Source organism: Nocardia vermiculata NBRC 100427 (assembly GCF_001613265.1).
In the GTDB taxonomy this organism is placed as follows: domain Bacteria; phylum Actinomycetota; class Actinomycetes; order Mycobacteriales; family Mycobacteriaceae; genus Nocardia; species Nocardia vermiculata.
Genome location: NZ_BDCA01000001.1, coordinates 281,833 through 300,443, shown reverse-complemented (window position 1 = coordinate 300,443; position 18,611 = coordinate 281,833). Strand labels below are relative to the sequence as shown.

The window sequence follows — 18,611 nt, the reverse complement described above, 5'->3', positions numbered from 1 at the left end:
CGTCGATCGGGCAGCACGAACCCATGGCCGACACGACTGCACTGATAACCGGGGCCGGTACCGGGTTCGGGTGGGATACCGCGTTCCGCCTGGCCGAGCGGGCCGACTTCGACGTGATCGCGGGTGTCGAGATCTACGCCCAGGTGTGGGCTCTGGAACAGGAGGCCGACCGCCGGGGCGTCCCGCTGCGCGTGGAGAAACTCGACGTCACCGATCCCGGAGACCGGCGTAAAGCCGCGGAGTGGGAGGTCGACGTCCTGCTCAACAATGCCGGCGTCAGTGAGGGCGGGTCGATGGTGGACATTCCCGCCGCGAATCTGCGCCGGCAGTTCGAGGTCAATGTCATCGGCCCGGTGCTGCTGACCCAGGACATCGCGAAGCGGATGGTCGCCCGGCGGCGCGGCCGGATCGTGTTCATGTCCTCGATCGCGGGGATGATGACCGACCCGTTCGGTGGCGCGTACGCCGCGTCCAAACATGCGGTGGAGGCCGTGGCCGACGCACTGCGGCAGGAATTGGCCGAATTCGGGATCGAGGTGGCCACGATCAACCCCGGCCCATATCTGACCGGGTTCAACGATCGTCTGCTGGAGACGTGGCGCAGCTGGGAGGACGACCCGCAGCAGCGCTTGTTCGACTACTCACAACTGGCTTTCCCGCACGAACAATACGAGCCCTCGGAAGTCGCGGACATCGCCGTCGGCGTGCTCACCGGGGAGATCGGCACCTATCGCAACGTGGTACCGGCCGAAATCGTCGGCGGGCTGCGCGAGCAGATCGACTCGGTATGGGATCGGCAGACCACCGACGGGGTCGGTGAGCGAGCACCGACGGTGGCCACCGCCTACGACATGCGCCCGGAAACGCCCGCGGGCTGAGGTGGCTCCCGTCCGCGGCAGCCGATCCGTCGGGTTGTCGTACATATTCGCGTGGAGCAGGCAGAATGCCCCTTATGCACGGCCGGGGAGGGCAGGCAGCGGACCGCCGGGCGGGTGAGGGGCCGGGCGGCGCTGGGGCGCGCAAGCGGCACGGTCGGCACTACACGCCGCCACGACTGGCGGAGTTTCTCGCCGAGCGGACGATCGCCCGGCTGCGGGTGCGGGACGAGATGACGGTGCTGGATCCGGCATGCGGTGACGGGGAGCTACTGCTGGCCGTGGCTGGGGTGGCAGCGCGGCGGTTTCCCGGTGTGTCGTGGCGCTTGGTCGGCCGTGACTCCGATGCCGACGCGGTCCGCTCGGGCCGGGCCCGCAGTGCCGGATTCGCCGTCCGGCGGGATCAGCAGTTCGCCGTGCCGGTGGACGGTGATATCGCACTCGGCGCCGGGGTTCCTGGTGATCCGGCGCCCGCACTCTCGGCGGGGTCGATCCGGTTCGAGTGGGAAGTGGCGGATTTCCTCGGTGCGGCGGCAGACGAGGCGGCGGCATCGGATGATGTCCGGTTCGACGCGGTGATCACCAACCCGCCGTACGTACGTACCCAGCAGCTGGGCGGGGCCACCGCGCAGCTGCTGAGTCGAAAGTTCGGGCTGTCCGGGCGCATCGATCTCACTCATCCGTTCGTCGCCTCGGTGCCACTGTTGCTGCGACCGGGCGGTGTGCTCGGATTACTGTGCGCGAACCGGTTTCTCAGCACGAAGGCCGGCGCCAATCTGCGTACCGTGCTGTCGCAGGAACTGTCCCCGGTCGAGCTCTACGATCTCGGCGACACCCGGCTGTTCGACGCCGCGGTACTTCCCGCGGTGACGATTGCCGTCCGCGGGCCTGTCGCGCCACCGTGCCGGTTCACCGCCGCCTACGAGACAGACCGCGGATCCACCAGCACAGCGGGTCTTTTCGAGGCGCTGACCACGGCCCGCGATTGCGTGGTCGAACACGAGGATCGGCGGATCGCGATCGAGACCGGAACCTTGTGCACCGACGCCTACCGGTGGAACCGCACCGGTAGGCAGGACCCGATCACCGCCGAATCCGGCCCGCCCGCCCGGCGCGGACGCGGCGCGCCGGCCGCCTTCGACGCGTCGGTTCCGTGGCGAATGTCGCGGCCCGGCACCGACGAGTGGCTGCGGCGCATCGGCGAAGGGACCTGGCGCACCTTCGGTGAGGTCGCCCGGATCAGGGTGGGCATCAAAACGACCGCCGACCGGGTCTTCATATCCGACCGCTGGGACGAGCAACCAGTGCGGCCCGAAGCGGAGCTGCTCCGCGATCTGCTGACCCATCACGATGTGGCGCCGTGGCGAATAGATCGGGCGCACGACACCAAGGTGCTCTATCCCTACGATGTCGCGCAGTCCCGCCGCACACCCGTGCAGCTCAGCGAATACCCCGCAACGCGGGCGTATCTCGCCCAGCATCGAGAGGTCTTGTCCGCTCGGGACTACCTCACCGGCAGCGGCCGGGAATGGTTCGAGATCTGGGTGCCGCAGCGACCGAACCTGTGGGGCCCGCCCAAGGTGGTGTTCCCGGATATCAGTGTGGCACCGCGGTTCGCGCTCGATCGCAGTGGCGCGGTGGTCAACGGGGACTGCTACTGGATGTCGCTGCACGACATCGGCGACGAGCGAATCGCGTATCTGCTGATGGGGGTGGCGAATTCGTCGCTCGGGCGGCACTTCTATGATGCCGTGTGCGGTAACCGGCTCTATGCCGGGCGGCGCCGGTGGATCACCCAGTACGTGGCGCGGTTGCCGCTACCGGACCCCGTAACCGCACCGGGGCGCTCGCTCATCGCGCTGGCAGCGGAATTCGCCGGCGGGGGAGCCGAACCCGATATCGCACTTCTGGACGACCGGGTCGCGAGGGCGTTCGGGCTGGATCCCGACCGTCCGGATCCGGTGAGCTGGAGCTAGCCGCGCGCGCCGACCATCGGCAGCAAGGTGCGCCGGGCGAAGGTGCGGGCGGCCTCCTTGTCGCCCAGCGGGATCAGCCCGTCGGGCGTCAGGGCGAGCGACTGGGCCAGCCGGGCCATGATCTCGGCGACCAGATCCGGTTCGAAATCCAGTTCGGCGCCGTCACCGTGCAGTCCGCGTAATTTGTCGGCCAGATAGACCCGGCCGACCTCGAGGATCGGCCCGGCGTCGGTGGTCAGCCGCGGCAGGATCAGTTCGGGTTCGGTGCGCAGCAGCCGCTGCAGCAATTCGTTGTGCGCGAGGGCGGTGATGAAGACGATGAAGATCTCCACCAGCTGATCCTCGTTGTCGGAGATACCGGCGACCCGCTGCTCGATATCGGCGACGAAGCGCTGCGCCTCCCGCACGCTGACCGCTTCCACCAGATCGTTCTTCGATTCGAAGCGCCGGTACAGGGTCGCGGGGCTGATACCGGCGCGGCGCGCGATCTCACCCATGCTGGTGCGCTTGATCCCGAAGTCCAGGAACGCCGACAGCGCGCTCTCGAGAAGCTGCTCGCCGTCGGCGCGCGGCTTCTCCATGATGCGGGCCAGGATGGACGGCACGGGAGGCATCGGATCTCCAGTCGAATCGGCGAGGTACCGCGTCGATGCGGAAGGACGGCTTTCATTATCTCATCGCACCGCGTCGTGCTCGCCGGCGCCGACCGGGCACCGGGTCGGGCCCGATTACCGCAGGTGTAGCGCGTCCATTTCCCGCTCTATCGCGTTGGCGGCGAAATCACTTCCGCTGCAACGTAATTCGTGAACCCGGCGCTGCAGCGCCTCGATGCCGCCGGGTTGGGCCGCGATATCGGCCACACTGATCCGCCCCTGGGGTCGGTGCATACCGGATTTCTCGTACGCCACCGTCTAACCTCCTGCATACCGCTTCGCACCACCCGATGTGCGGCACCGTTTTTCGGCGCCGCACCAGGACCGTGCAGGGCCGATGCTACCAAGCGCAGGGGGTGCACGCTCAGGGCGAAGTGGTGTGCATCACAGCTGGATTCCGGTGTCCCGGTGAGTGGACATATTGTGCAGATACACCGCCGCATTGGCCTTGATGCGGTCCTGCTCGGCCTCGCCGAGTTCCCGCCGGACCTTGCCGGGCACGCCGGCGACCAGTGAGCCGGGTGGGATCTGCGCACCCTCCGGAATCAGGGCGTTCGCGGCGATCAGACTGCCCGCACCGATCACCGCGCCGTTGAGGACGGTCGCGCCCATGCCGACCAGTACATCGTCGCCGACGGTGCAGCCGTGCAGGATCGCATTGTGGCCGACCGACACGCCACTACCGACGCGCAGCGGAAATCCGGGATCGGCGTGCAGCACGCAACCGTCCTGAATATTGCTGCCCGCGCCGACCTCGATGTCCTCCAGATCGCCGCGCAGTACCGCGCCGTACCAGATGCTGACCTGTGCGCCCAGTCGCACCCGGCCGATCACCGTGGCGGTCGGTGCCAGCCATGCAGCGTCGTCGATGTGTGGCTCGTGCTCACCCAGCTTGATCATCATGCGGTCAACATAGCGGCCGGGTGTCGCGATCGGATACGCCCCCGCAGACCGCCGGACTCCCGAGCGTATCGGCGGCGAGCCGCCACCCCGCGGTTGCCGATCGATAGCCGAAGTGTGAATCGCGGGCCCGGGTTCGTGGCGAGCCGCCCGCATGGAGGCCACGATGTCGATATGAGAATCGGTGTTCCGCGCGAGATCAAACCGCAGGAGAGCCGGGTCGCGCTGACCCCCGCCGGTGCCGGGGAACTGACCCGGCACGGACACGGGGTGCTGATCGAAGCCCGCGCCGGCGTGGGCTCCGGTTTCACCGATGCCGATTACCGGGCTGCGGGGGCCCGGATCGCCGGCGACGCCGCCGCGGTGTGGGCCGGCGCCGAGCTGGTGTTGAAGGTGAAGGAGCCGGTGGAGCAGGAGTATTCGCGGATGCGGTCCGGGCAGGTACTGTTCACCTTCCTGCATCTGGCCGCATCCCGGTCCTGCACCGACGCCGTGCTCGCCTCCGGTATCACCGCCCTCGCCTACGAGACCGTGCGCGCCCCGGACCGGACACTGCCGTTGCTCACGCCGATGAGTGAGATCGCGGGCAAGCTCGCCACCCAGGTCGGCGCCTACCACCTGATGTCGCCCGTCGGTGGTGCCGGAGTGTTGCTCGGTGGGGTGCCCGGCGTGCGGCCCGCGGATGTCGTGGTGATCGGCGGTGGGACGGCAGGCTCGAATGCCGCGTCGGTCGCGGTCGGCATGGGCGCGCGGGTGAGTGTGCTCGATACCGATCCGGCGCAGCTGCGGCACCTCGACCATCGCTTCGAGGGGCGTCTGACCACACTCGCCTCGACGGCCGCCGATATCGAGCAGGCGGTCATGGCGGCGGACCTGGTGATCGGCGCTGTGCTGGTCCCGGGCGCCCGCGCGCCGCAGTTGGTTTCCGACGCCCTCGTCGCCCGGATGCGTCCCGGCGCCGTGCTGGTGGACATCGCCGTCGATCAAGGAGGCTGTTTCCAGAGCACCCGGCCCACGACACATGCCGAGCCGACCTTCCGGGTAGGCGATGCGCTGTTCTACTGCGTCGCGAATATGCCCGGCGCCGTCCCGCACACCGCGACGGTGGCACTGACCACTGCGACCCTGCCCTACGTTCGGGCTGTTGCCGATCACGGGGTGCGGGCGGCGTGCGCGGCCGATCCGGGGCTGGCGGCGGGCCTCACCGCCGAGGCGGGACAGCTGTACTCGGCCGAGGTGGCGCAGGCGCACGGCCTGGTCGCCGCGGTCCCCGGATAAAGCCCTGCCGGCCTAGAGGTTCCAGTCCGGCGCGCCCTCGGGCAGGTCGTGCAACTTCTCCGGATTGCGCACGATCGCCACCGAGGTGATCCGATCGCGCTCCACCGTGAACGACATGATTCCGATGTGGCTGCCGTCGAACACCATGAGTCCGAGATTCCCGTTGACCCGCACCATCCGCGCCCACGCGCCCTTCCCCGCCCGGAACCAGCCGAAGAACAGCTTCGCCACCAGTTCCGCACCCCGCACCGGCTGCCGGATCGCGGGCACGCGCCCACCCCCGTCGGCGGCCAGCACGACATTGTCGTCGAGCACACCGACCAGACCGCTCAGATCACCGGAACGCCAGGCCAGCGCGAAGGCCGACACGACCTTCTCGTGGTCGTCACGGCTGGCCGGGAAGCGCGGGGTGCCGCTGTCCACATGCTTGCGGGCCCGCGAGGCCAGCTGGCGCACCGCGGCCGGGGTCCGGCCCACCACCTCGGCGACCTCGGGGCCGGACATCCCGAAGATGTCCTGCAGGACGAACGCGGTGCGTTCGGCCGGGGACAGCGATTCCAGCACCACCAGCAGCGCCGTGGTGACCCGCTCGTCCTGCGAGATCCGGTCGGCCGGGTCCTCCCAGGAGGTCACCTCCGGTTCCGGCAACCATTCGCCGACGTACTCCTCACGCCGGGCCCGCGCCGAACCCAGCAGATCCAGCGCCAACCGGCCGGTGACGGTGGTGAGCCAGGCCCGCAGATTGTCGATCCGATCGCCGGGTGAGCGAGTCTCGTACCAGCGCTGTAGCCGTAACCACGCATCCTGCACCACATCGTCGGCGTCGCTGAGGCTGCCCAGCGTGCTGTAGGCGACGCGCCGCAGATACGGGCGGTGCTCCTCGAACTGCCGCGCCAGCTCGGCCTGATCGATATCGTCCGCTCCGCTTGTCACTGCTGTCGCCCTCGTTCGGTCCGGGGCGCGGGAGGATCCGGTGCGCCTGTATCGGAAAGTCTTACCTACTGGTGACGATCCTGTCCGCCCGAATGTGACACCGGCTCGCCCCGGGCGGGGAAGGCACTCGTCACCGGCAGGGACGGCATCCGTTCGGCGTCCCCGCGCCGCCCGACAGCGCGCACCACGCCTCCCGATACTCTCGCCCGGTGCGATATGGGACGGCGCGAGCCGCGGGACTTCTGATCGGATTCGTCGCGGACCGGATCCTGGGCGATCCGCGGCAGGGGCATCCGGTGGCACTGTTCGGCACCGTGGCGGGAGCGGCGGAATCGCGGTGGTACCGGGATGACCGCGCACGGGGTGTCGTCTGCGAAGCGGTGCTGGTCGGCGGTGTCGTGGGCCTGGGTGTGCTGGCCGAGCGCACCGCCCGGGTGGGATCCCGGCGCGGTCCGAGGGGCCACCGCAACCGGTCGGGTGCCGGTCTCGGCACGGTGGTGGTGACAGGCGCCGCGACCTGGGTCGCGTTGGGGGGAACGACCCTCGCACGGACCGGACTGCAGATGGCGAACCTGCTGGAAGCCGCTGACGTGGCCGGCGCGCGGGAGGTGTTGCCGTCGCTGTGCGGGCGTGATCCGGAATTGCTCGATGCGGACGGACTGGCCCGGGCGGCAGTCGAATCCATCGCCGAGAACACCTCGGACGCGACGGTCGCACCGCTGGTGTGGGGTGCGATCGCCGGGGTTCCCGGAGTACTCGGCTATCGCGCGATCAACACCCTCGACGCCATGATCGGCTACCGCAACGAGCGCTACCGCCACTTCGGCTGGGCCGCGGCCCGCACCGACGATCTGGCGAATCTGCTGCCCGCCCGGGTGAGTGGGGCGCTGACCGTGGCGGTGGCGCCGGTGCTCGGCGGACGGCCCGCCGCCGCGTGGCGCGCTTGGCGACGCGACGCGCGCTCGCATCCGAGCCCGAACGCAGGCGTTGCCGAAGCGACGATGGCCGGTGCGCTGGGGGTCACGCTGGGTGGTCGCACGCAATACCGTCACGGAATCGAGCTGCGACCGGTGCTGGGGGACGGCCGTGTGCCCGCAGTGAGTGATCTGCGGCGTGCGGTGCGATTGTCGACCGCCGTGCAGGTCGGGGCCGTGCTGCTGGCAGCCGGCACGGCATACGCTCGCGGACGGTGGAACCGGCGCCGGGGCGGCGACAGCTGATCGGCCCGGGCAGGGGGCACGCAGCTCCCACCGAATTCGTGGAGACGGCGGGTGCGGGTTGCCCCAGCCGCCTCGTCTCGGGCCGGTGTACGCCACTGCCCACGATGTATGACGACCCCGCGGACGGTGGAGATCGGCGCGCTCCGCGGCATCGCGGAGCCCGTGGTCAGTGGCGGGTATTGCCGTAGCGGTCGGCGAGGCGATCGGCGGTGGTGGGCTTCGGCTTCGGCTTCGTGACGGTGTCGACCCGGCCGGGTTCCGCTGCGGTGGCCGTGTCGGGCCCGGACGACCCGGCCGCGGCGGTCGGTGCGGGTTCCCGGTGACCCGGAGTTGTCGCGGTTTCCATCGCGTCGGCCGAGTCCGGTTCGCCGGGCGCGACGGAGGTATCGCCGGCGGCGCGGTCGCGGCGGCGTTCGCGGAGTTCCGCGTAGACGAAATAGCCCAGGCCCAGCGGCGCCATCACACCGAACGCGATCCACTGCAGGCCGTAGGACAGGTAGGGGCCGGCATCGAGCTGCGGCAACTCCGGCGGGGTGAAGGCACCGGCCTGACCGGCGTCCAACTGCAGGTAGCCGCCGCGCTCACCGGTGGCGAAGGAAGCCAGGGGAGTATCGAGGATCGCCGCGACCTGGGTGGTGTCGACCGAATACACCTGGCGGACGCCGTCGCGCATCATCGGTTCCTTACCGGGGACCGCGCCCTCGGAATGCCGGATCCGGCCCGCGAGGTGCTGCGGCCCGGACGGGGGCTCCGGAATCACCGGGAGCTGGGTGCCGTCGACCGCCGCGATCAGGCCCCGATCCACCAGGACCATGCGACCGTCGTCCAGACGGAATGCCGACAGCACGCCGAATGCGGGTTTGTCGTTGAGCCGCTGCAGCCGCTCGACCACGGTGGCATCCGGGACGTAACTGCCCGAAACATCGACCCGCCGCCACTCGGTGTCCGCAGGATCGACCCCTGCCGGCGGGGTGCCGTCGGCAGCATTGAGCAGGGTGGCCGCGGGCACCGGATCGGCATTGACCGATGCGGCGATCAGATCGTTGCGGTGCGAGGTGGAGTTGTTCTTCCCCAGCTGCCACGGCGCCAGCACCGTGAAGCACAGGTACGCGAACGCCACCACCACGACCGCCAGAATCAGCCAGCTCGGCCGGAACAGGAAGGTGAGCCGGCGCAGTACCCGCATCATCGCGGACCGATCGGTTCGCCGAGCTGTTCGCGCACCCACGTCAACAGGGCGGGAACCGCGGCCTCGATCTGCTCGCGGACCAGCTCGAAATCGGTGTCGTCGCCGTAGTACGGGTCGGGCACGTCGTGATCATCGGCCCCGGGATCGAAACTACGCAGCAACCGGCGCCGGGCGTCGGGGACCCGCAGCCGGGTGAGTTCGCGGGCGTGACCGGAATCGAGGGCGACCAGCAGATCGGCCTCGAGATGGTCGGGTCCGATCATGGCCGCCACATGGCCGATCGGATATCCGTAGCGGGTCAGCAGTGCCGTGGTGCGCGGATCCGCATCCTTGCCGACATGCCAGGCAGTCGTGCCGGCGCTGCTCACGCGCACCCGATCGGCCAGTCCGGCCCGCTCCAGATGCGCGGCGAAGATCTTCTCGGCCATCGGCGACCGGCAGATGTTGCCGGTGCAGATGAAGGTCACGTGCAGCTCGCCCACGCACCCATTGTGGCCGGTGAGCGCGGACGGTGGCCACGTAGGGTGGGTGGCTGTGCCCGAGGACACTCACCCGACCGCAGAGACCGCCATGCCCGCCGCGGACGACAGCGCCGCGCGGCATGCGCCGCACACCCCGGACAGTGCCCCGGTCGACCGTGCCGCATTGCGGCATCACGGCGACAGCGAGGTGCGGCCCGGGATGCTGGACTTCGCGGTGAATGTGCAGGGCACAGCGCCACCGGAGTGGTTGCAGCGGCGGTTGGCGCGGCGGCTGCCGGAACTGGGCCGCTACCCGTCCGCGGCGGAGACCGCGGCGGTGCGGGCGGTGGTGGCCGCCCGGCACGGTCGCTCGCCGGAAGAGGTGCTGTTGCTGTCCGGCGCCGCCGAGGGCTTCGCGCTGCTGCCCCGGATGGCCCCGGCCCTGGCCGCGGTGATCCACCCGTCGTTCACCGAACCGGAGCTGGCGTTGCGCGAAGCCGATGTTCCGGTGACGCGGGTCGTGCTGGCGCCGCCGTACGAGCTGGCGTCGGCGCTGGTGCCCGAGCAGGCCGATCTGGTGGTGCTCGGCAACCCGACCAATCCGACCTCGGTTCTGCACCCGCGCGCGGCCGTCGAGTCGTTGCGACGCCCCGGCCGCATCGTCGTGGTGGACGAGGCATTCGCCGATGCCGTCCCGGGCGAGCCGGAATCCCTCGCCGGACAATCCACTCCGGATGTGGTGGTGCTGCGCAGCCTCACCAAGACGTGGGCGCTGGCCGGGCTGCGCTGTGGGTACCTGCTGGGCGCCCCCGATGTGCTGGCCCGGTTCGAGCAGGGCCGGGCGCACTGGGCGGTGGGCACACTGCAGCTCGAGGCGATCGCGGCGACCAGCGAACCGGCCGCACTGGCCGAGGCCGCGACTAGTGCGGCGCGGATCGCGGCCGATCGCGCGGCGATGATTCCCCGGCTACGAGCCCTCGGCATCGAGGTGCACGAACCGGCAGCGGGCCCCTTTCTGCTGGTCCGGGTCCCCGACGCCGAGCTGCTACGGAAACGGCTGGCCGACAACGACATTGCTGTCCGGCGCGGAGACACCTTTCCCGGACTAGAGCGTGGCTTCCTGCGGCTGGCGGTGCGCGGACCACAGCAGGTCGACCGGTTGATCACCGCGATCGCGGACATCGGCCTGTGACATGGACGGTAAGCGATATGGTGGAGGTGCGGTGGTGACAGCAGCGAATTCCGATGTGGCACTGAAAGATCTGATAGAGATACTCGACGAGGCCTATCCGCCCCGGCTGGCCGAGAAGTGGGATTCGGTGGGCCTGGTCTGCGGTGATCCGGAGGCGCCGGCCCATCGAGTGATGTTCGCGGTCGATGCGACCGCGGCGGTGGTCGACGCGGCGATCGACTGGGGCGCACAGGCTTTGGTTGTGCATCACCCGTTGTTGTTGCGCGGAGTGGACACCGTCGCCGCGAACACCCCGAAGGGCGCACTGCTGCACCGGCTGATCCGCAACGACTGTGCCCTGTTCACCGCGCACACCAACGCGGACTCGGCCGATCCCGGGGTCTCCGACGCCCTCGCGCACGCGCTGGGGATCACGGTGACCGGTCCGCTGGAGCCGAAATCCGCGCGACCGGTGGACACCTGGGTGGTGTTCGTGCCGCGCACCCACACCGACGAGGTGCTCACCGCGCTGTTCGCCGCCGGTGCCGGTGGGGCCGGGAACTATCGCGAATGTGGGTGGCGGGTTCCGGGGACCGGACAGTTCCGTCCGCTCGACGGTGCGAATCCGGCGATCGGCCGGGTGGGGGACCTCGAGTACGTCGAGGAGGATCGGGTCGAGGTGATCGCGCCGCCTTCCGCGCGCGCCGCCGTGCTGGCCGCTCTCCGCGCGGCGCACCCCTACGAGGAACCCGCGTTCGACATCACCGAGCGTGCGGCACTGCCCACCGGCCTGGGGCTCGGCCGCATCGGCACCCTGCGTGAACCGGAGACCTTGCGCGCATTCACCTCCCGGGTGCGTGCCGCTCTGCCGGGTACCGCCTGGGGAGTGCGCGCCGCCGGCGATCCCGACCGGGAGATCCGCACGGTCGCGGTGTGCGGGGGCGCGGGCGACTCCTTGCTCGCGGAGGTGTCGGCACGGGGCGTCGACGCCTACGTCACCGCCGATCTGCGTCATCACCCGGCCGACGAACATCTGCGTGCGGGCGGTCCGGCGCTCGTCGACGTCGCCCACTGGGCCAGCGAATTCCCGTGGTGCGAGCAGGCGGAAGCCCGCGTCCGGGATGCGCTGCCCGGCCTGCAGACACGAGTCTGCAGAGTGCGCACCGACCCGTGGACGATCGGGGCCGCGGACGACTGACGCGTGGGCCCGGGGCGTCGGCACGAAGAGTTCTCGTCCCGGTCGGCCGCCGGCGGTGCGGTCATGCCACGGCCGTGTGGACGACGGCCGGTGTCTACTCGACCCGGATATCGGGTTCGTGGTGCACGGGGAAGTTGACCGAGTTCGCGATGAAGCAGCGTTCGTGGGCCTGCTCATGCAGCGCTCGTGCCCGCTCGGTCAGTGCGGCATCGGTGATGGTGACCCGGGGACGCAGCGTGACCTGTTCGAAGCGGCGGGCGTTCATCACACCTTCGGCCTCGTCGAGATAGTCGACCACCACGATCCCGGCCTCGACGGCCAGATGCAGGTACCAGAGCATGTGGCATTGGGACAGCGACGCGACCAACAGTTGCTCGGGATTCCAGCGGTCCGGGTCCCCGCGCCCCACGACCGGATCCGCGGAGGCGGGCAGTGGGGGTGGCCCCGGAGCGAGGACCTCGTGGTTGCGCGAATACGTCCGGTAATCTGTGGTCGCACCGGTCCACACCACGTCGACCCGATATCGATGCTCGGCCATCCGATGAGCGTCGCAGATCGGGACGGCTCCCGCACGCGGTATTCGGACGCGCCGGTCGGCGACAGCCGCTCGAGCAGCGGTCCGGCGGGCTTGGGACGAAAGCGGGCGCGGGCAGAGTACGGTTGGGCACCGGCGTCGCGCACCCGTTGTGCGTCGCCTCGCATCCGTCCATAGTGTCGAGGAGTACGTCCCGCGTTGAATGTCGAACAACCGATCCAGGCCAAACTGCTCGACCTCGCGGCTGTCGACGCCGAGCTGACACGGATCGCGCATCGCCGCAAGGTGCTGCCCGAACAGCAGGAAGTGCAGCGGCTGGAAACCGAACGCACCGAACGTAAGGATGCGGCGGTCAAGGTCGAGATCCAACTCGACGACCTGGACCGCGACATTCGCAAGCTCGAGGGCGAGGTCGACGCCGTGCGTAAGCGTGAGGCGCGTGACCGCGGCATGCTCGAAGGCGGCAGTGTCGGCGCCAAGCAGTTGTCGGAGCTCCAGCACGAGCTGGGCAGTCTGGAACGCCGCCGTGGCGTACTGGAGGACGAACTGCTCGAGGTCATGGAACGCCGCGAAGCCGCGGAGGCCGACCATCAGCATGCCGGTGCGAACCTCTCCCACGCCGAGGAGGAGCTGGGCCTCGCGCAGCGGCGCCGCGACGAGGCGCTGGCCGATCTGGACGTCGCGGTGCAGCGCTGCGAAGCCGATCGCACCGCCCTCGTCCCCGGATTCCCCGAAGAGCTGCTGGCCGTCTACGAAAAACAGCGCACTCAGCACGGTGTCGGCGCGGCACTGCTGCAGGCGCGCCGCTGTGGAGCCTGCCGCATCGAACTCGATCGCGGTGAGATCGCCCGTATCGCCAAGACCGAACCGCAGGTGGTGGTTCGGTGCCCCGAATGCGGCGCGATCATGGTGCGTACCAAGCAGTCCGGATTGTGACGGTGCCGGCGATGGCGGTGCGCAATGTGATAGTCGAGGCCGACGGCGGCTCCCGTGGCAATCCGGGGACCGCTGGGTACGGTGCGGTCATCTGGGATGCCGACCATGTGGCGGTGCTCGCCGAACGTCGGGAATATCTCGGCGTCACCACCAACAACGTCGCCGAATATCGGGGATTGATCGCCGGTTTGGCGGCTGCCGCCGAACTCGGTGCCCGCATCGTCGAGGTGCGGATGGACTCCAAGCTCGTCGTCGAGCAGATGTCGGGCCGCTGGAAGGTCAAGCACGCGGCGATGATTCCGCTCGCCGAGCGAGCCCGGCAACTGGTCGCCGGATTCGAACGCGTGAGCTTTCAATGGATTCCGCGGGAACAGAATTCGCACGCCGATCGGCTCGCCAACGAAGCCATGGACGACGCCGAGGTGGTCGCCGAAGTTCGCGAGGCCGACACCGCGGATTCCGCGGTCGGTGGCGGTGCTGCGCGCGAGCCGGAACCCAGCTGGGTCGACGATGTCGCCGACACGCGTTCGCCGCAGCGTGATCCCGCGGTGCCGGCACCCGCGGAAACGGCAGCGAACGCCGGCCCGGGCTGGACCGGCGCACAGGGCCGACCGACCAGGCTGCTGTTGCTGCGACACGGGCAGACCGCGCTGTCGGTGCAACGCCGCTACTCCGGTCGCGGGAACCCGGAGCTGACCGAACTCGGTCGCGAGCAGGCGCTGCGGGCGGCGAAATATCTTGCCGCCAAGGGAGATATCGCCGCTGTGGTCACCTCACCGTTGGGTCGCGCCCGCGAAACCGCACAGGCGGCGGCGCAAGCGCTCGACGTTCCGGTGCGAGTGCTGGAGTCGCTCACCGAGACCGACTTCGGAGAATGGGAGGGGTTGACCTTCACCGAAGCCGCACAGCGTGATCCGGAGCTGCATCAGCGTTGGCTCGGCGACCCCTCGTTGCCGGCCCCGGGTGGCGAGAGCTTCGACCGGGTGCGCGAGCGGGTCGAGGCGGCACGCCGTGATCTGATCGCACTGTATCCCGGGCAGAACATCGTGGTGGTCAGCCATGTGACGCCGATCAAAACCCTGCTGCAGCTGGCCCTCCAGGTCGGACCCGCACTGCTGTACCGCCTGCACCTGGATCTGGCCTCGCTGTCGATCGCCGAGTTCTATCCCGACGGTGGATCCTCGGTTCGGCTGGTCAACGACACCTCCTACCTCTGAGGTCTCAGGGGCGCAGCACCGACACCAGGAATTCGGTCTGGTCGTAGACGGCCTTCTCGAACCAGTCGTCGAAGTAGATGTCGAAATGCCCGATCGGGTACTGCTTGACGACACTGTGCTTGGTGCGCTCGGCAGCCTTGAGGGTCGGGCCCGTTGGCGCCACCGAATCGTTGTCGCAGACCGCGTACAGCACCGGCACCTTGATGCCCTTGGTGCGCCGCCACGGTGCATCGAACAGCGCTGAGAACCCTATGCGGGCGGCCACTTTCGGTTGGTACTGATCGCTCTCCTCGGCGAGGCGGCCGAACCCCTCCGGCACGTCCGATGCGCTCATCAAGGCGGCCGACCGTTTCCGCCCGGCCAGCCGGACGCCCACCGGCTTGCGCCGGATCGGGCCCACCAGCACATCGATCAGTGCCAGCGTGCCGGTTCTGGTGACACTGATCGGTCCCTTCGCCCATGCCGAGGACGAGCCACTGGTGAACGGGCACTGGGCGACCACCGCGGCCAGGTAGTCGTCCTCGTGTGCGATGGACAGCACGTGTCCGCCACCGAACGAGGTGCCCCACAACGCGATCCGGGTGGCATCGAAACCCTTGAGGGTCCGGGCGAAGGCGATCGCGGCGCGCCAGTCGTCACGTTGCCGGGAGATATTGATCAACTGCCGGGGTTTTCCACCGCTTGCCCCGAAATGTCGGTAATCGAAGACCAGCACGCCCATTCCGGCCGCTGCGAACCGGCGCGCATACCGATCCAGCCCCATTTCCCGGTTCGCGCCCAGCCCGTGTCCCATGATCACCAGTGGACGCGGTTTGGGCGGACCGTCCGGAAGATAGAGCCACGCTGCACACTGTTCGTTTCCCGAACCGAACCCCACCTCGACACGCTCCATGGGCGACAACGGTACTGTGTCGCGCCGGTGGACGATGACCTGGATCCCCGGTCATGGTGCGTTCACAGGTGAACAGAACGCAAACATTCGCGAGTCAGATCTTTGCGTTCGGGATAACCGTCGACCGCCATGATCAGGTCTGTTTCGGCCAGTAGTGAGCGCAGCACATGCACGATTCCATCCGCCCCGCCGAGCGCCAGACCGTAGGCGTAGGGGCGTCCGATTCCCACCGCACTCGCTCCGAGCGCGAGGGCCTTGACGATATCGGCGCCACTGCGAATTCCGGAGTCGAACAGCACCGGCAGCCCGTCCGCGGCGGCGACCACTTCCGGCAGCATGTCCAGCGCCGGCAACCCGCCGTTGGCCTGCCGGCCGCCGTGATTGGAGCAGTAGATGCCGTCCACGCCGCCGTCGCGGGCCCGGCGAGCATCGTCGGGGTGGCAGATACCCTTCACGATCAGGGGCAGGTCGGTGAGTGAACGCAACCAGCTCAGGTCCTCCCAGCGCAGTGGGTTGCCGAACAACTGCACCCAGCGCAGCACCGCCCCCATCGGATCCTCCTCCGGAGTGCGCTCCAGACCGGCGCGAAAGACCGGATCGGTGAAATAGTTGGCCAGGCAGTGCCCGCGCAGTTGCGGGAAGTTCCCGGTGGACAGGTCCCGCGGGCGCCATCCGGTGATCCAGGTGTCGAGAGTGACCACGATGGCCTTGAACCCGGCTCGTTCCGCGCGCTGCACCAGGCTGGCCGCCAGGTCGCGGTCCGTGGGTGTGTAGAGCTGGAAAAACCCTGGGGTGTCGCCGAATTCGGCCGCGACGTCTTCCATCGGATCGACGGTGAGTGTGGAGGCGACCATCGGCACGCCGGTGCGTGCGGCGGCACGTGCGGTGGCCAGGTCACCGTGCCCGTCCTGTCCGCACAGTCCGATCACGCCGACCGGAGCCAGGAAAAGTGGTGTCGGAAGAGTCGTTCCGAACAGGTCCACCGAGAGGTCGCGTTCCTTCGCGCCGACGAACATGCGGGGGATGAGCCCCCATCGGTCGAACGCGGTCACGTTCGCTCGTTGCGTTCGTTCGTCGCCGGCACCGCCCGCGACGTAGCTCCAGATCGCCGGGGGCAGGGCCGCCCGGGCGCGCTGCTCGAGGTCGGCGTAGGTGACCGGGAGTTCCGGCACCACACCGCGCAGCCCCTGGAAGTAGATCTCGTTCTGAAAGTCGCCGAACCCCATATGCGCTGCCCTTTCGTACCGGATCGTGCACGGCGCCGACGCCGTGCATCCGGACCCTATGCGTTACCGCCGGTACCGCGCTACGTCTGCGGAACCCCACGGGGGTGGGTGCGTGCACACGGTGCGCACACGGCACAATAGGCAGCGACGAGTCGGTCGGGCGACCGCGTCGACGGGAACGGGTGCAGTTGTACCGCCGCCTGTCGCCGAGGAAAGTCCGGACTCCACAGAGCAGGGCGGTTGTTAACGGCAACCCGGGGTGACCCGCGGGACAGTGCCACAGAAAACAAACCGCCGGTGGCCTCCTCGGAGACCGCCGGTAAGGGTGAAACGGTGCGGTAAGAGCGCACCAGCGCCCCGGGTGACCGGGGCGGCTAGGTAAACCCCGCCCGGAGCAAGGTCGAAGGTCGCACTCGGTGAGTGCGACTGCGCAGGTGTCCGAGGGCTGCTCGCCCGAGCCTGCGGGTTGACTGCTCGAGGTGCCCGGTGACGGTGCACCCAGATGGATGGTCGCCTCCCGGTGCGAACCGGGAACAGGATCCGGCTTACAGACCGGCTCGTCACCCTCCGGGGCCGTTCGTGGTTGTCGACATCGCGACCGCGGCGGTGTCGTCGTTGCCGACTATGCCGGAGCTCTGGCCGGGACCTCCCGCGCCAGCAGTACCGCCACCGCTCCCAGTAGTGTGCCGGTGATCCGGCGCTGCCAGGAGGTCCACGCGGGTCGGCGCGCGACCACGGCCGCGACGGTGCCGGCCGCGAGCACGATCACGGCGTTGACCAGCACACTGACGGTGATCTGTATGCCACCGAGCAACAGCCCCTGCCGCCCAGCGTGACCCCGTCCCGGATCGACGAACTGGGGGATCAATGCCAGGTACATGATCGCGGCTTTCGGATTCAACAGGTTGGTGAACAGTCCCATCCGGAACAGGCGCCCGGCCGAATCACGTTCCAACGCAGTTGTTTCGAACAAACCCCGGCCGCCCGGCCGCAGCGCCTGCCACGCCAGATACGCGAGATACAGTGCGCCGGCGGCCTTGAACCCCACGTACAGCCACGGCACCGCGACGAACACCACCGCCAGACCGGCATTGGCCATCCCCATGTACACGACGAAGCCGACGGCGGTCCCGGCGAGCGAGATCAGTCCGGCGATACGCCCCTGGCTGATACTGCGCGACACCAGGTACATCATGTTCGGTCCGGGCGTGAGAACCATCCCCAGGGCGGTGACGGCCATACCGAGAACGGCTGCGGTAGAAATCATCACATCGGTCAGTGTGTTCGAGCCGATGGCGGGTGTCGATGGCCGCTTGTGCCGGACTGGCCTCCGGCGAGTCAGGGGCGCAGTGGTTGCCTGCGCGGGCGCACGATGCGATGGGTGATCTTCCAGCCGTCGCCGACGCGCCCGATGGTGTCTTCGTAGGTGACGCTGCCCGCCGAACCGTCGGTCCAGATCGACAGGCCCTTGGACAACGCCCGCACGGTGCCGTCGGCGACTTCGTTCAGCACGATATTGGTCACGTGGTGGGCGACGGGATTGCGCTCGCCCAGTTCCAGGGCGGCGGCGCGGAGGGCATGCAGGCCCACCAGCACGTCCCCGCCCAGCGCTGTCACGTCGTAGACGACATCCTCGCTGAACAGTGCGGGCCAGCCGTCGAGGTCACCGTTGTCGGTGAGGTGGCCGTGCAGATTGATCAGATCGGTGATGGCGAAGCGGTCTTCGGCGGTGAGCACGACAGTGGCCATCCTTCGGCGCGTGGTTCTCGGTATTCGACGGGCTGCCCGGACGGCGGGCGGCCCGGAGCCGGCGCCCGCCGTGGCGGGCACCGGGCGGTGCCGGGACTCAGCCGGCGGGGCTGATCACCAGGATCTGTGCCCAGTGGGTGGCCTGCTCGGGACCGAGGAGCGGCAGCAGGTAGTCGTAGACGATGGACGACATCAGGTATGG

Annotated in this window: 19 protein-coding genes and 1 other RNA gene; 9 read left to right on the top strand and 11 right to left on the bottom strand. The window is 69.1% G+C overall.

Going from position 1 to position 18,611, the window contains the following annotated elements; translation table 11 throughout:
* The first annotated feature begins 23 nt into the window (after positions 1–23).
* The gene (locus NV2_RS01400) at positions 24–878 is read left to right on the top strand and encodes an SDR family oxidoreductase (protein WP_067867982.1); all 855 of its coding nucleotides are present in this window, start codon (positions 24–26) and stop codon (positions 876–878) included.
* A gap of 74 nt (positions 879–952) precedes the next feature.
* The gene (locus tag NV2_RS01395; RefSeq protein ID WP_067867980.1) at positions 953–2,851 is read left to right on the top strand and encodes an Eco57I restriction-modification methylase domain-containing protein; all 1,899 of its coding nucleotides are present in this window, start codon (positions 953–955) and stop codon (positions 2,849–2,851) included.
* Here NV2_RS01395 and NV2_RS01390 read toward each other — a convergent pair.
* The 3 genes from NV2_RS01390 to NV2_RS01380 form a co-directional block, all read right to left on the bottom strand.
* Positions 2,848–3,465, bottom strand: coding sequence for a TetR/AcrR family transcriptional regulator (locus NV2_RS01390; RefSeq protein ID WP_067867977.1), 618 nt, complete (start codon positions 3,463–3,465; stop codon positions 2,848–2,850). The genes NV2_RS01395 and NV2_RS01390 overlap by 4 nt on opposite strands.
* A gap of 114 nt (positions 3,466–3,579) precedes the next feature.
* Positions 3,580–3,759 (bottom strand): hypothetical protein, encoded by a 180-nt coding sequence (locus NV2_RS01385; protein WP_067867974.1) that lies wholly within the window; start codon positions 3,757–3,759, stop codon positions 3,580–3,582.
* 129 nt (positions 3,760–3,888) lie between these two features.
* Positions 3,889–4,407, bottom strand: coding sequence for a gamma carbonic anhydrase family protein (locus tag NV2_RS01380; RefSeq protein WP_067869101.1), 519 nt, complete (start codon positions 4,405–4,407; stop codon positions 3,889–3,891).
* Positions 4,408–4,578: 171 nt separating this feature from the next.
* Here NV2_RS01380 and ald point away from each other — a divergent pair, with 171 nt between their 5' ends.
* Positions 4,579–5,682, top strand: a complete 1,104-nt coding sequence (gene ald, locus NV2_RS01375) for an alanine dehydrogenase (protein ID WP_067869098.1) — start codon at positions 4,579–4,581, stop codon at positions 5,680–5,682.
* A gap of 12 nt (positions 5,683–5,694) precedes the next feature.
* Here the strand turns inward: ald and sigJ are convergent, their stop codons facing one another.
* On the bottom strand, positions 5,695–6,615 hold the full coding sequence (gene sigJ, locus NV2_RS01370) for an RNA polymerase sigma factor SigJ (RefSeq protein ID WP_067867971.1): 921 nt from the start codon (positions 6,613–6,615) through the stop codon (positions 5,695–5,697).
* A gap of 209 nt (positions 6,616–6,824) precedes the next feature.
* Between sigJ and NV2_RS01365 the strand changes: the two genes are divergently transcribed.
* On the top strand, positions 6,825–7,835 hold the full coding sequence (locus NV2_RS01365; RefSeq protein WP_067867969.1) for a cobalamin biosynthesis protein: 1,011 nt from the start codon (positions 6,825–6,827) through the stop codon (positions 7,833–7,835).
* Positions 7,836–8,001: 166 nt separating this feature from the next.
* On the opposite strand, the gene NV2_RS01360 is transcribed toward NV2_RS01365, so the two are convergent.
* Both NV2_RS01360 and NV2_RS01355 read right to left on the bottom strand, forming a co-directional pair.
* A complete protein-coding gene (locus NV2_RS01360; RefSeq protein WP_084473804.1) occupies positions 8,002–9,012 on the bottom strand; it encodes an SURF1 family cytochrome oxidase biogenesis protein in 1,011 nt (336 codons plus the stop codon).
* 8 nt (positions 9,013–9,020) lie between these two features.
* Entirely contained in the window at positions 9,021–9,506 is a 486-nt protein-coding gene (locus NV2_RS01355; RefSeq protein WP_084473763.1) for a low molecular weight protein-tyrosine-phosphatase, read from the bottom strand.
* Positions 9,507–9,594: 88 nt separating this feature from the next.
* Here NV2_RS01355 and cobC point away from each other — a divergent pair, with 88 nt between their 5' ends.
* Together cobC and NV2_RS01345 are read left to right on the top strand one after the other, a co-directional pair.
* The gene (gene cobC / locus NV2_RS01350; RefSeq protein ID WP_084473803.1) at positions 9,595–10,677 is read left to right on the top strand and encodes an Rv2231c family histidinol phosphate aminotransferase CobC; all 1,083 of its coding nucleotides are present in this window, start codon (positions 9,595–9,597) and stop codon (positions 10,675–10,677) included.
* Between the two features lie 34 nt (positions 10,678–10,711).
* Complete coding sequence (locus tag NV2_RS01345; RefSeq protein WP_373863523.1) at positions 10,712–11,854, top strand: Nif3-like dinuclear metal center hexameric protein; 1,143 nt, start codon at positions 10,712–10,714, stop codon at positions 11,852–11,854.
* A gap of 94 nt (positions 11,855–11,948) precedes the next feature.
* On the opposite strand, the gene NV2_RS01340 is transcribed toward NV2_RS01345, so the two are convergent.
* Positions 11,949–12,392 (bottom strand): OsmC family protein, encoded by a 444-nt coding sequence (locus NV2_RS01340; protein ID WP_067867961.1) that lies wholly within the window; start codon positions 12,390–12,392, stop codon positions 11,949–11,951.
* A gap of 195 nt (positions 12,393–12,587) precedes the next feature.
* Between NV2_RS01340 and NV2_RS01335 the strand changes: the two genes are divergently transcribed.
* Together NV2_RS01335 and NV2_RS01330 are read left to right on the top strand one after the other, a co-directional pair.
* Positions 12,588–13,325 (top strand): zinc ribbon domain-containing protein, encoded by a 738-nt coding sequence (locus NV2_RS01335; RefSeq protein WP_067867958.1) that lies wholly within the window; start codon positions 12,588–12,590, stop codon positions 13,323–13,325.
* 11 nt (positions 13,326–13,336) lie between these two features.
* On the top strand, positions 13,337–14,542 hold the full coding sequence (locus tag NV2_RS01330) for a bifunctional RNase H/acid phosphatase (protein WP_067869089.1): 1,206 nt from the start codon (positions 13,337–13,339) through the stop codon (positions 14,540–14,542).
* Between the two features lie 4 nt (positions 14,543–14,546).
* Here the strand turns inward: NV2_RS01330 and NV2_RS01325 are convergent, their stop codons facing one another.
* Together NV2_RS01325 and NV2_RS01320 are read right to left on the bottom strand one after the other, a co-directional pair.
* Positions 14,547–15,434 carry an alpha/beta hydrolase gene (locus NV2_RS01325; RefSeq protein ID WP_067867954.1) on the bottom strand — a complete coding sequence of 296 codons (888 nt, stop codon included), beginning with the start codon at positions 15,432–15,434 and terminating at the stop codon, positions 14,547–14,549.
* A 62-nt stretch (positions 15,435–15,496) separates the two neighbouring features.
* Positions 15,497–16,660 (bottom strand): lactate 2-monooxygenase, encoded by a 1,164-nt coding sequence (locus NV2_RS01320; RefSeq protein WP_067867950.1) that lies wholly within the window; start codon positions 16,658–16,660, stop codon positions 15,497–15,499.
* 148 nt (positions 16,661–16,808) lie between these two features.
* Between NV2_RS01320 and rnpB the strand changes: the two genes are divergently transcribed.
* Positions 16,809–17,224, top strand: an RNA gene (rnpB, locus tag NV2_RS01315) — RNase P RNA component class A.
* A 58-nt stretch (positions 17,225–17,282) separates the two neighbouring features.
* Here rnpB and NV2_RS01310 read toward each other — a convergent pair.
* The gene (locus NV2_RS01310) at positions 17,283–17,927 is read right to left on the bottom strand and encodes a LysE family translocator (RefSeq protein WP_067867946.1); all 645 of its coding nucleotides are present in this window, start codon (positions 17,925–17,927) and stop codon (positions 17,283–17,285) included.
* Between the two features lie 71 nt (positions 17,928–17,998).
* On the bottom strand, positions 17,999–18,409 hold the full coding sequence (locus NV2_RS01305) for a nuclear transport factor 2 family protein (RefSeq protein ID WP_067867943.1): 411 nt from the start codon (positions 18,407–18,409) through the stop codon (positions 17,999–18,001).
* Positions 18,410–18,611 lie beyond the last annotated feature (202 nt).

Coding starts and splice junctions, on each gene's coding strand:
- NV2_RS01395 (WP_067867980.1), top strand. CDS start 953: ATGCACGGCCGGGGAGGGCAGGCAGCGGACCGCCGGGCGGGTGAGGGG.
- cobC (WP_084473803.1), top strand. CDS start 9,595: ATGCCCGCCGCGGACGACAGCGCCGCGCGGCATGCGCCGCACACCCCG.
- NV2_RS01320 (WP_067867950.1), bottom strand. CDS start 16,660: ATGGGGTTCGGCGACTTTCAGAACGAGATCTACTTCCAGGGGCTGCGC.
- NV2_RS01380 (WP_067869101.1), bottom strand. CDS start 4,407: ATGATGATCAAGCTGGGTGAGCACGAGCCACACATCGACGACGCTGCA.
- ald (WP_067869098.1), top strand. CDS start 4,579: ATGAGAATCGGTGTTCCGCGCGAGATCAAACCGCAGGAGAGCCGGGTC.
- NV2_RS01325 (WP_067867954.1), bottom strand. CDS start 15,434: ATGGAGCGTGTCGAGGTGGGGTTCGGTTCGGGAAACGAACAGTGTGCA.
- NV2_RS01400 (WP_067867982.1), top strand. CDS start 24: ATGGCCGACACGACTGCACTGATAACCGGGGCCGGTACCGGGTTCGGG.
- NV2_RS01390 (WP_067867977.1), bottom strand. CDS start 3,465: ATGCCTCCCGTGCCGTCCATCCTGGCCCGCATCATGGAGAAGCCGCGC.
- NV2_RS01310 (WP_067867946.1), bottom strand. CDS start 17,927: ATGATTTCTACCGCAGCCGTTCTCGGTATGGCCGTCACCGCCCTGGGG.
- NV2_RS01330 (WP_067869089.1), top strand. CDS start 13,337: ATGGCGGTGCGCAATGTGATAGTCGAGGCCGACGGCGGCTCCCGTGGC.
- NV2_RS01305 (WP_067867943.1), bottom strand. CDS start 18,409: ATGGCCACTGTCGTGCTCACCGCCGAAGACCGCTTCGCCATCACCGAT.
- NV2_RS01340 (WP_067867961.1), bottom strand. CDS start 12,392: ATGGCCGAGCATCGATATCGGGTCGACGTGGTGTGGACCGGTGCGACC.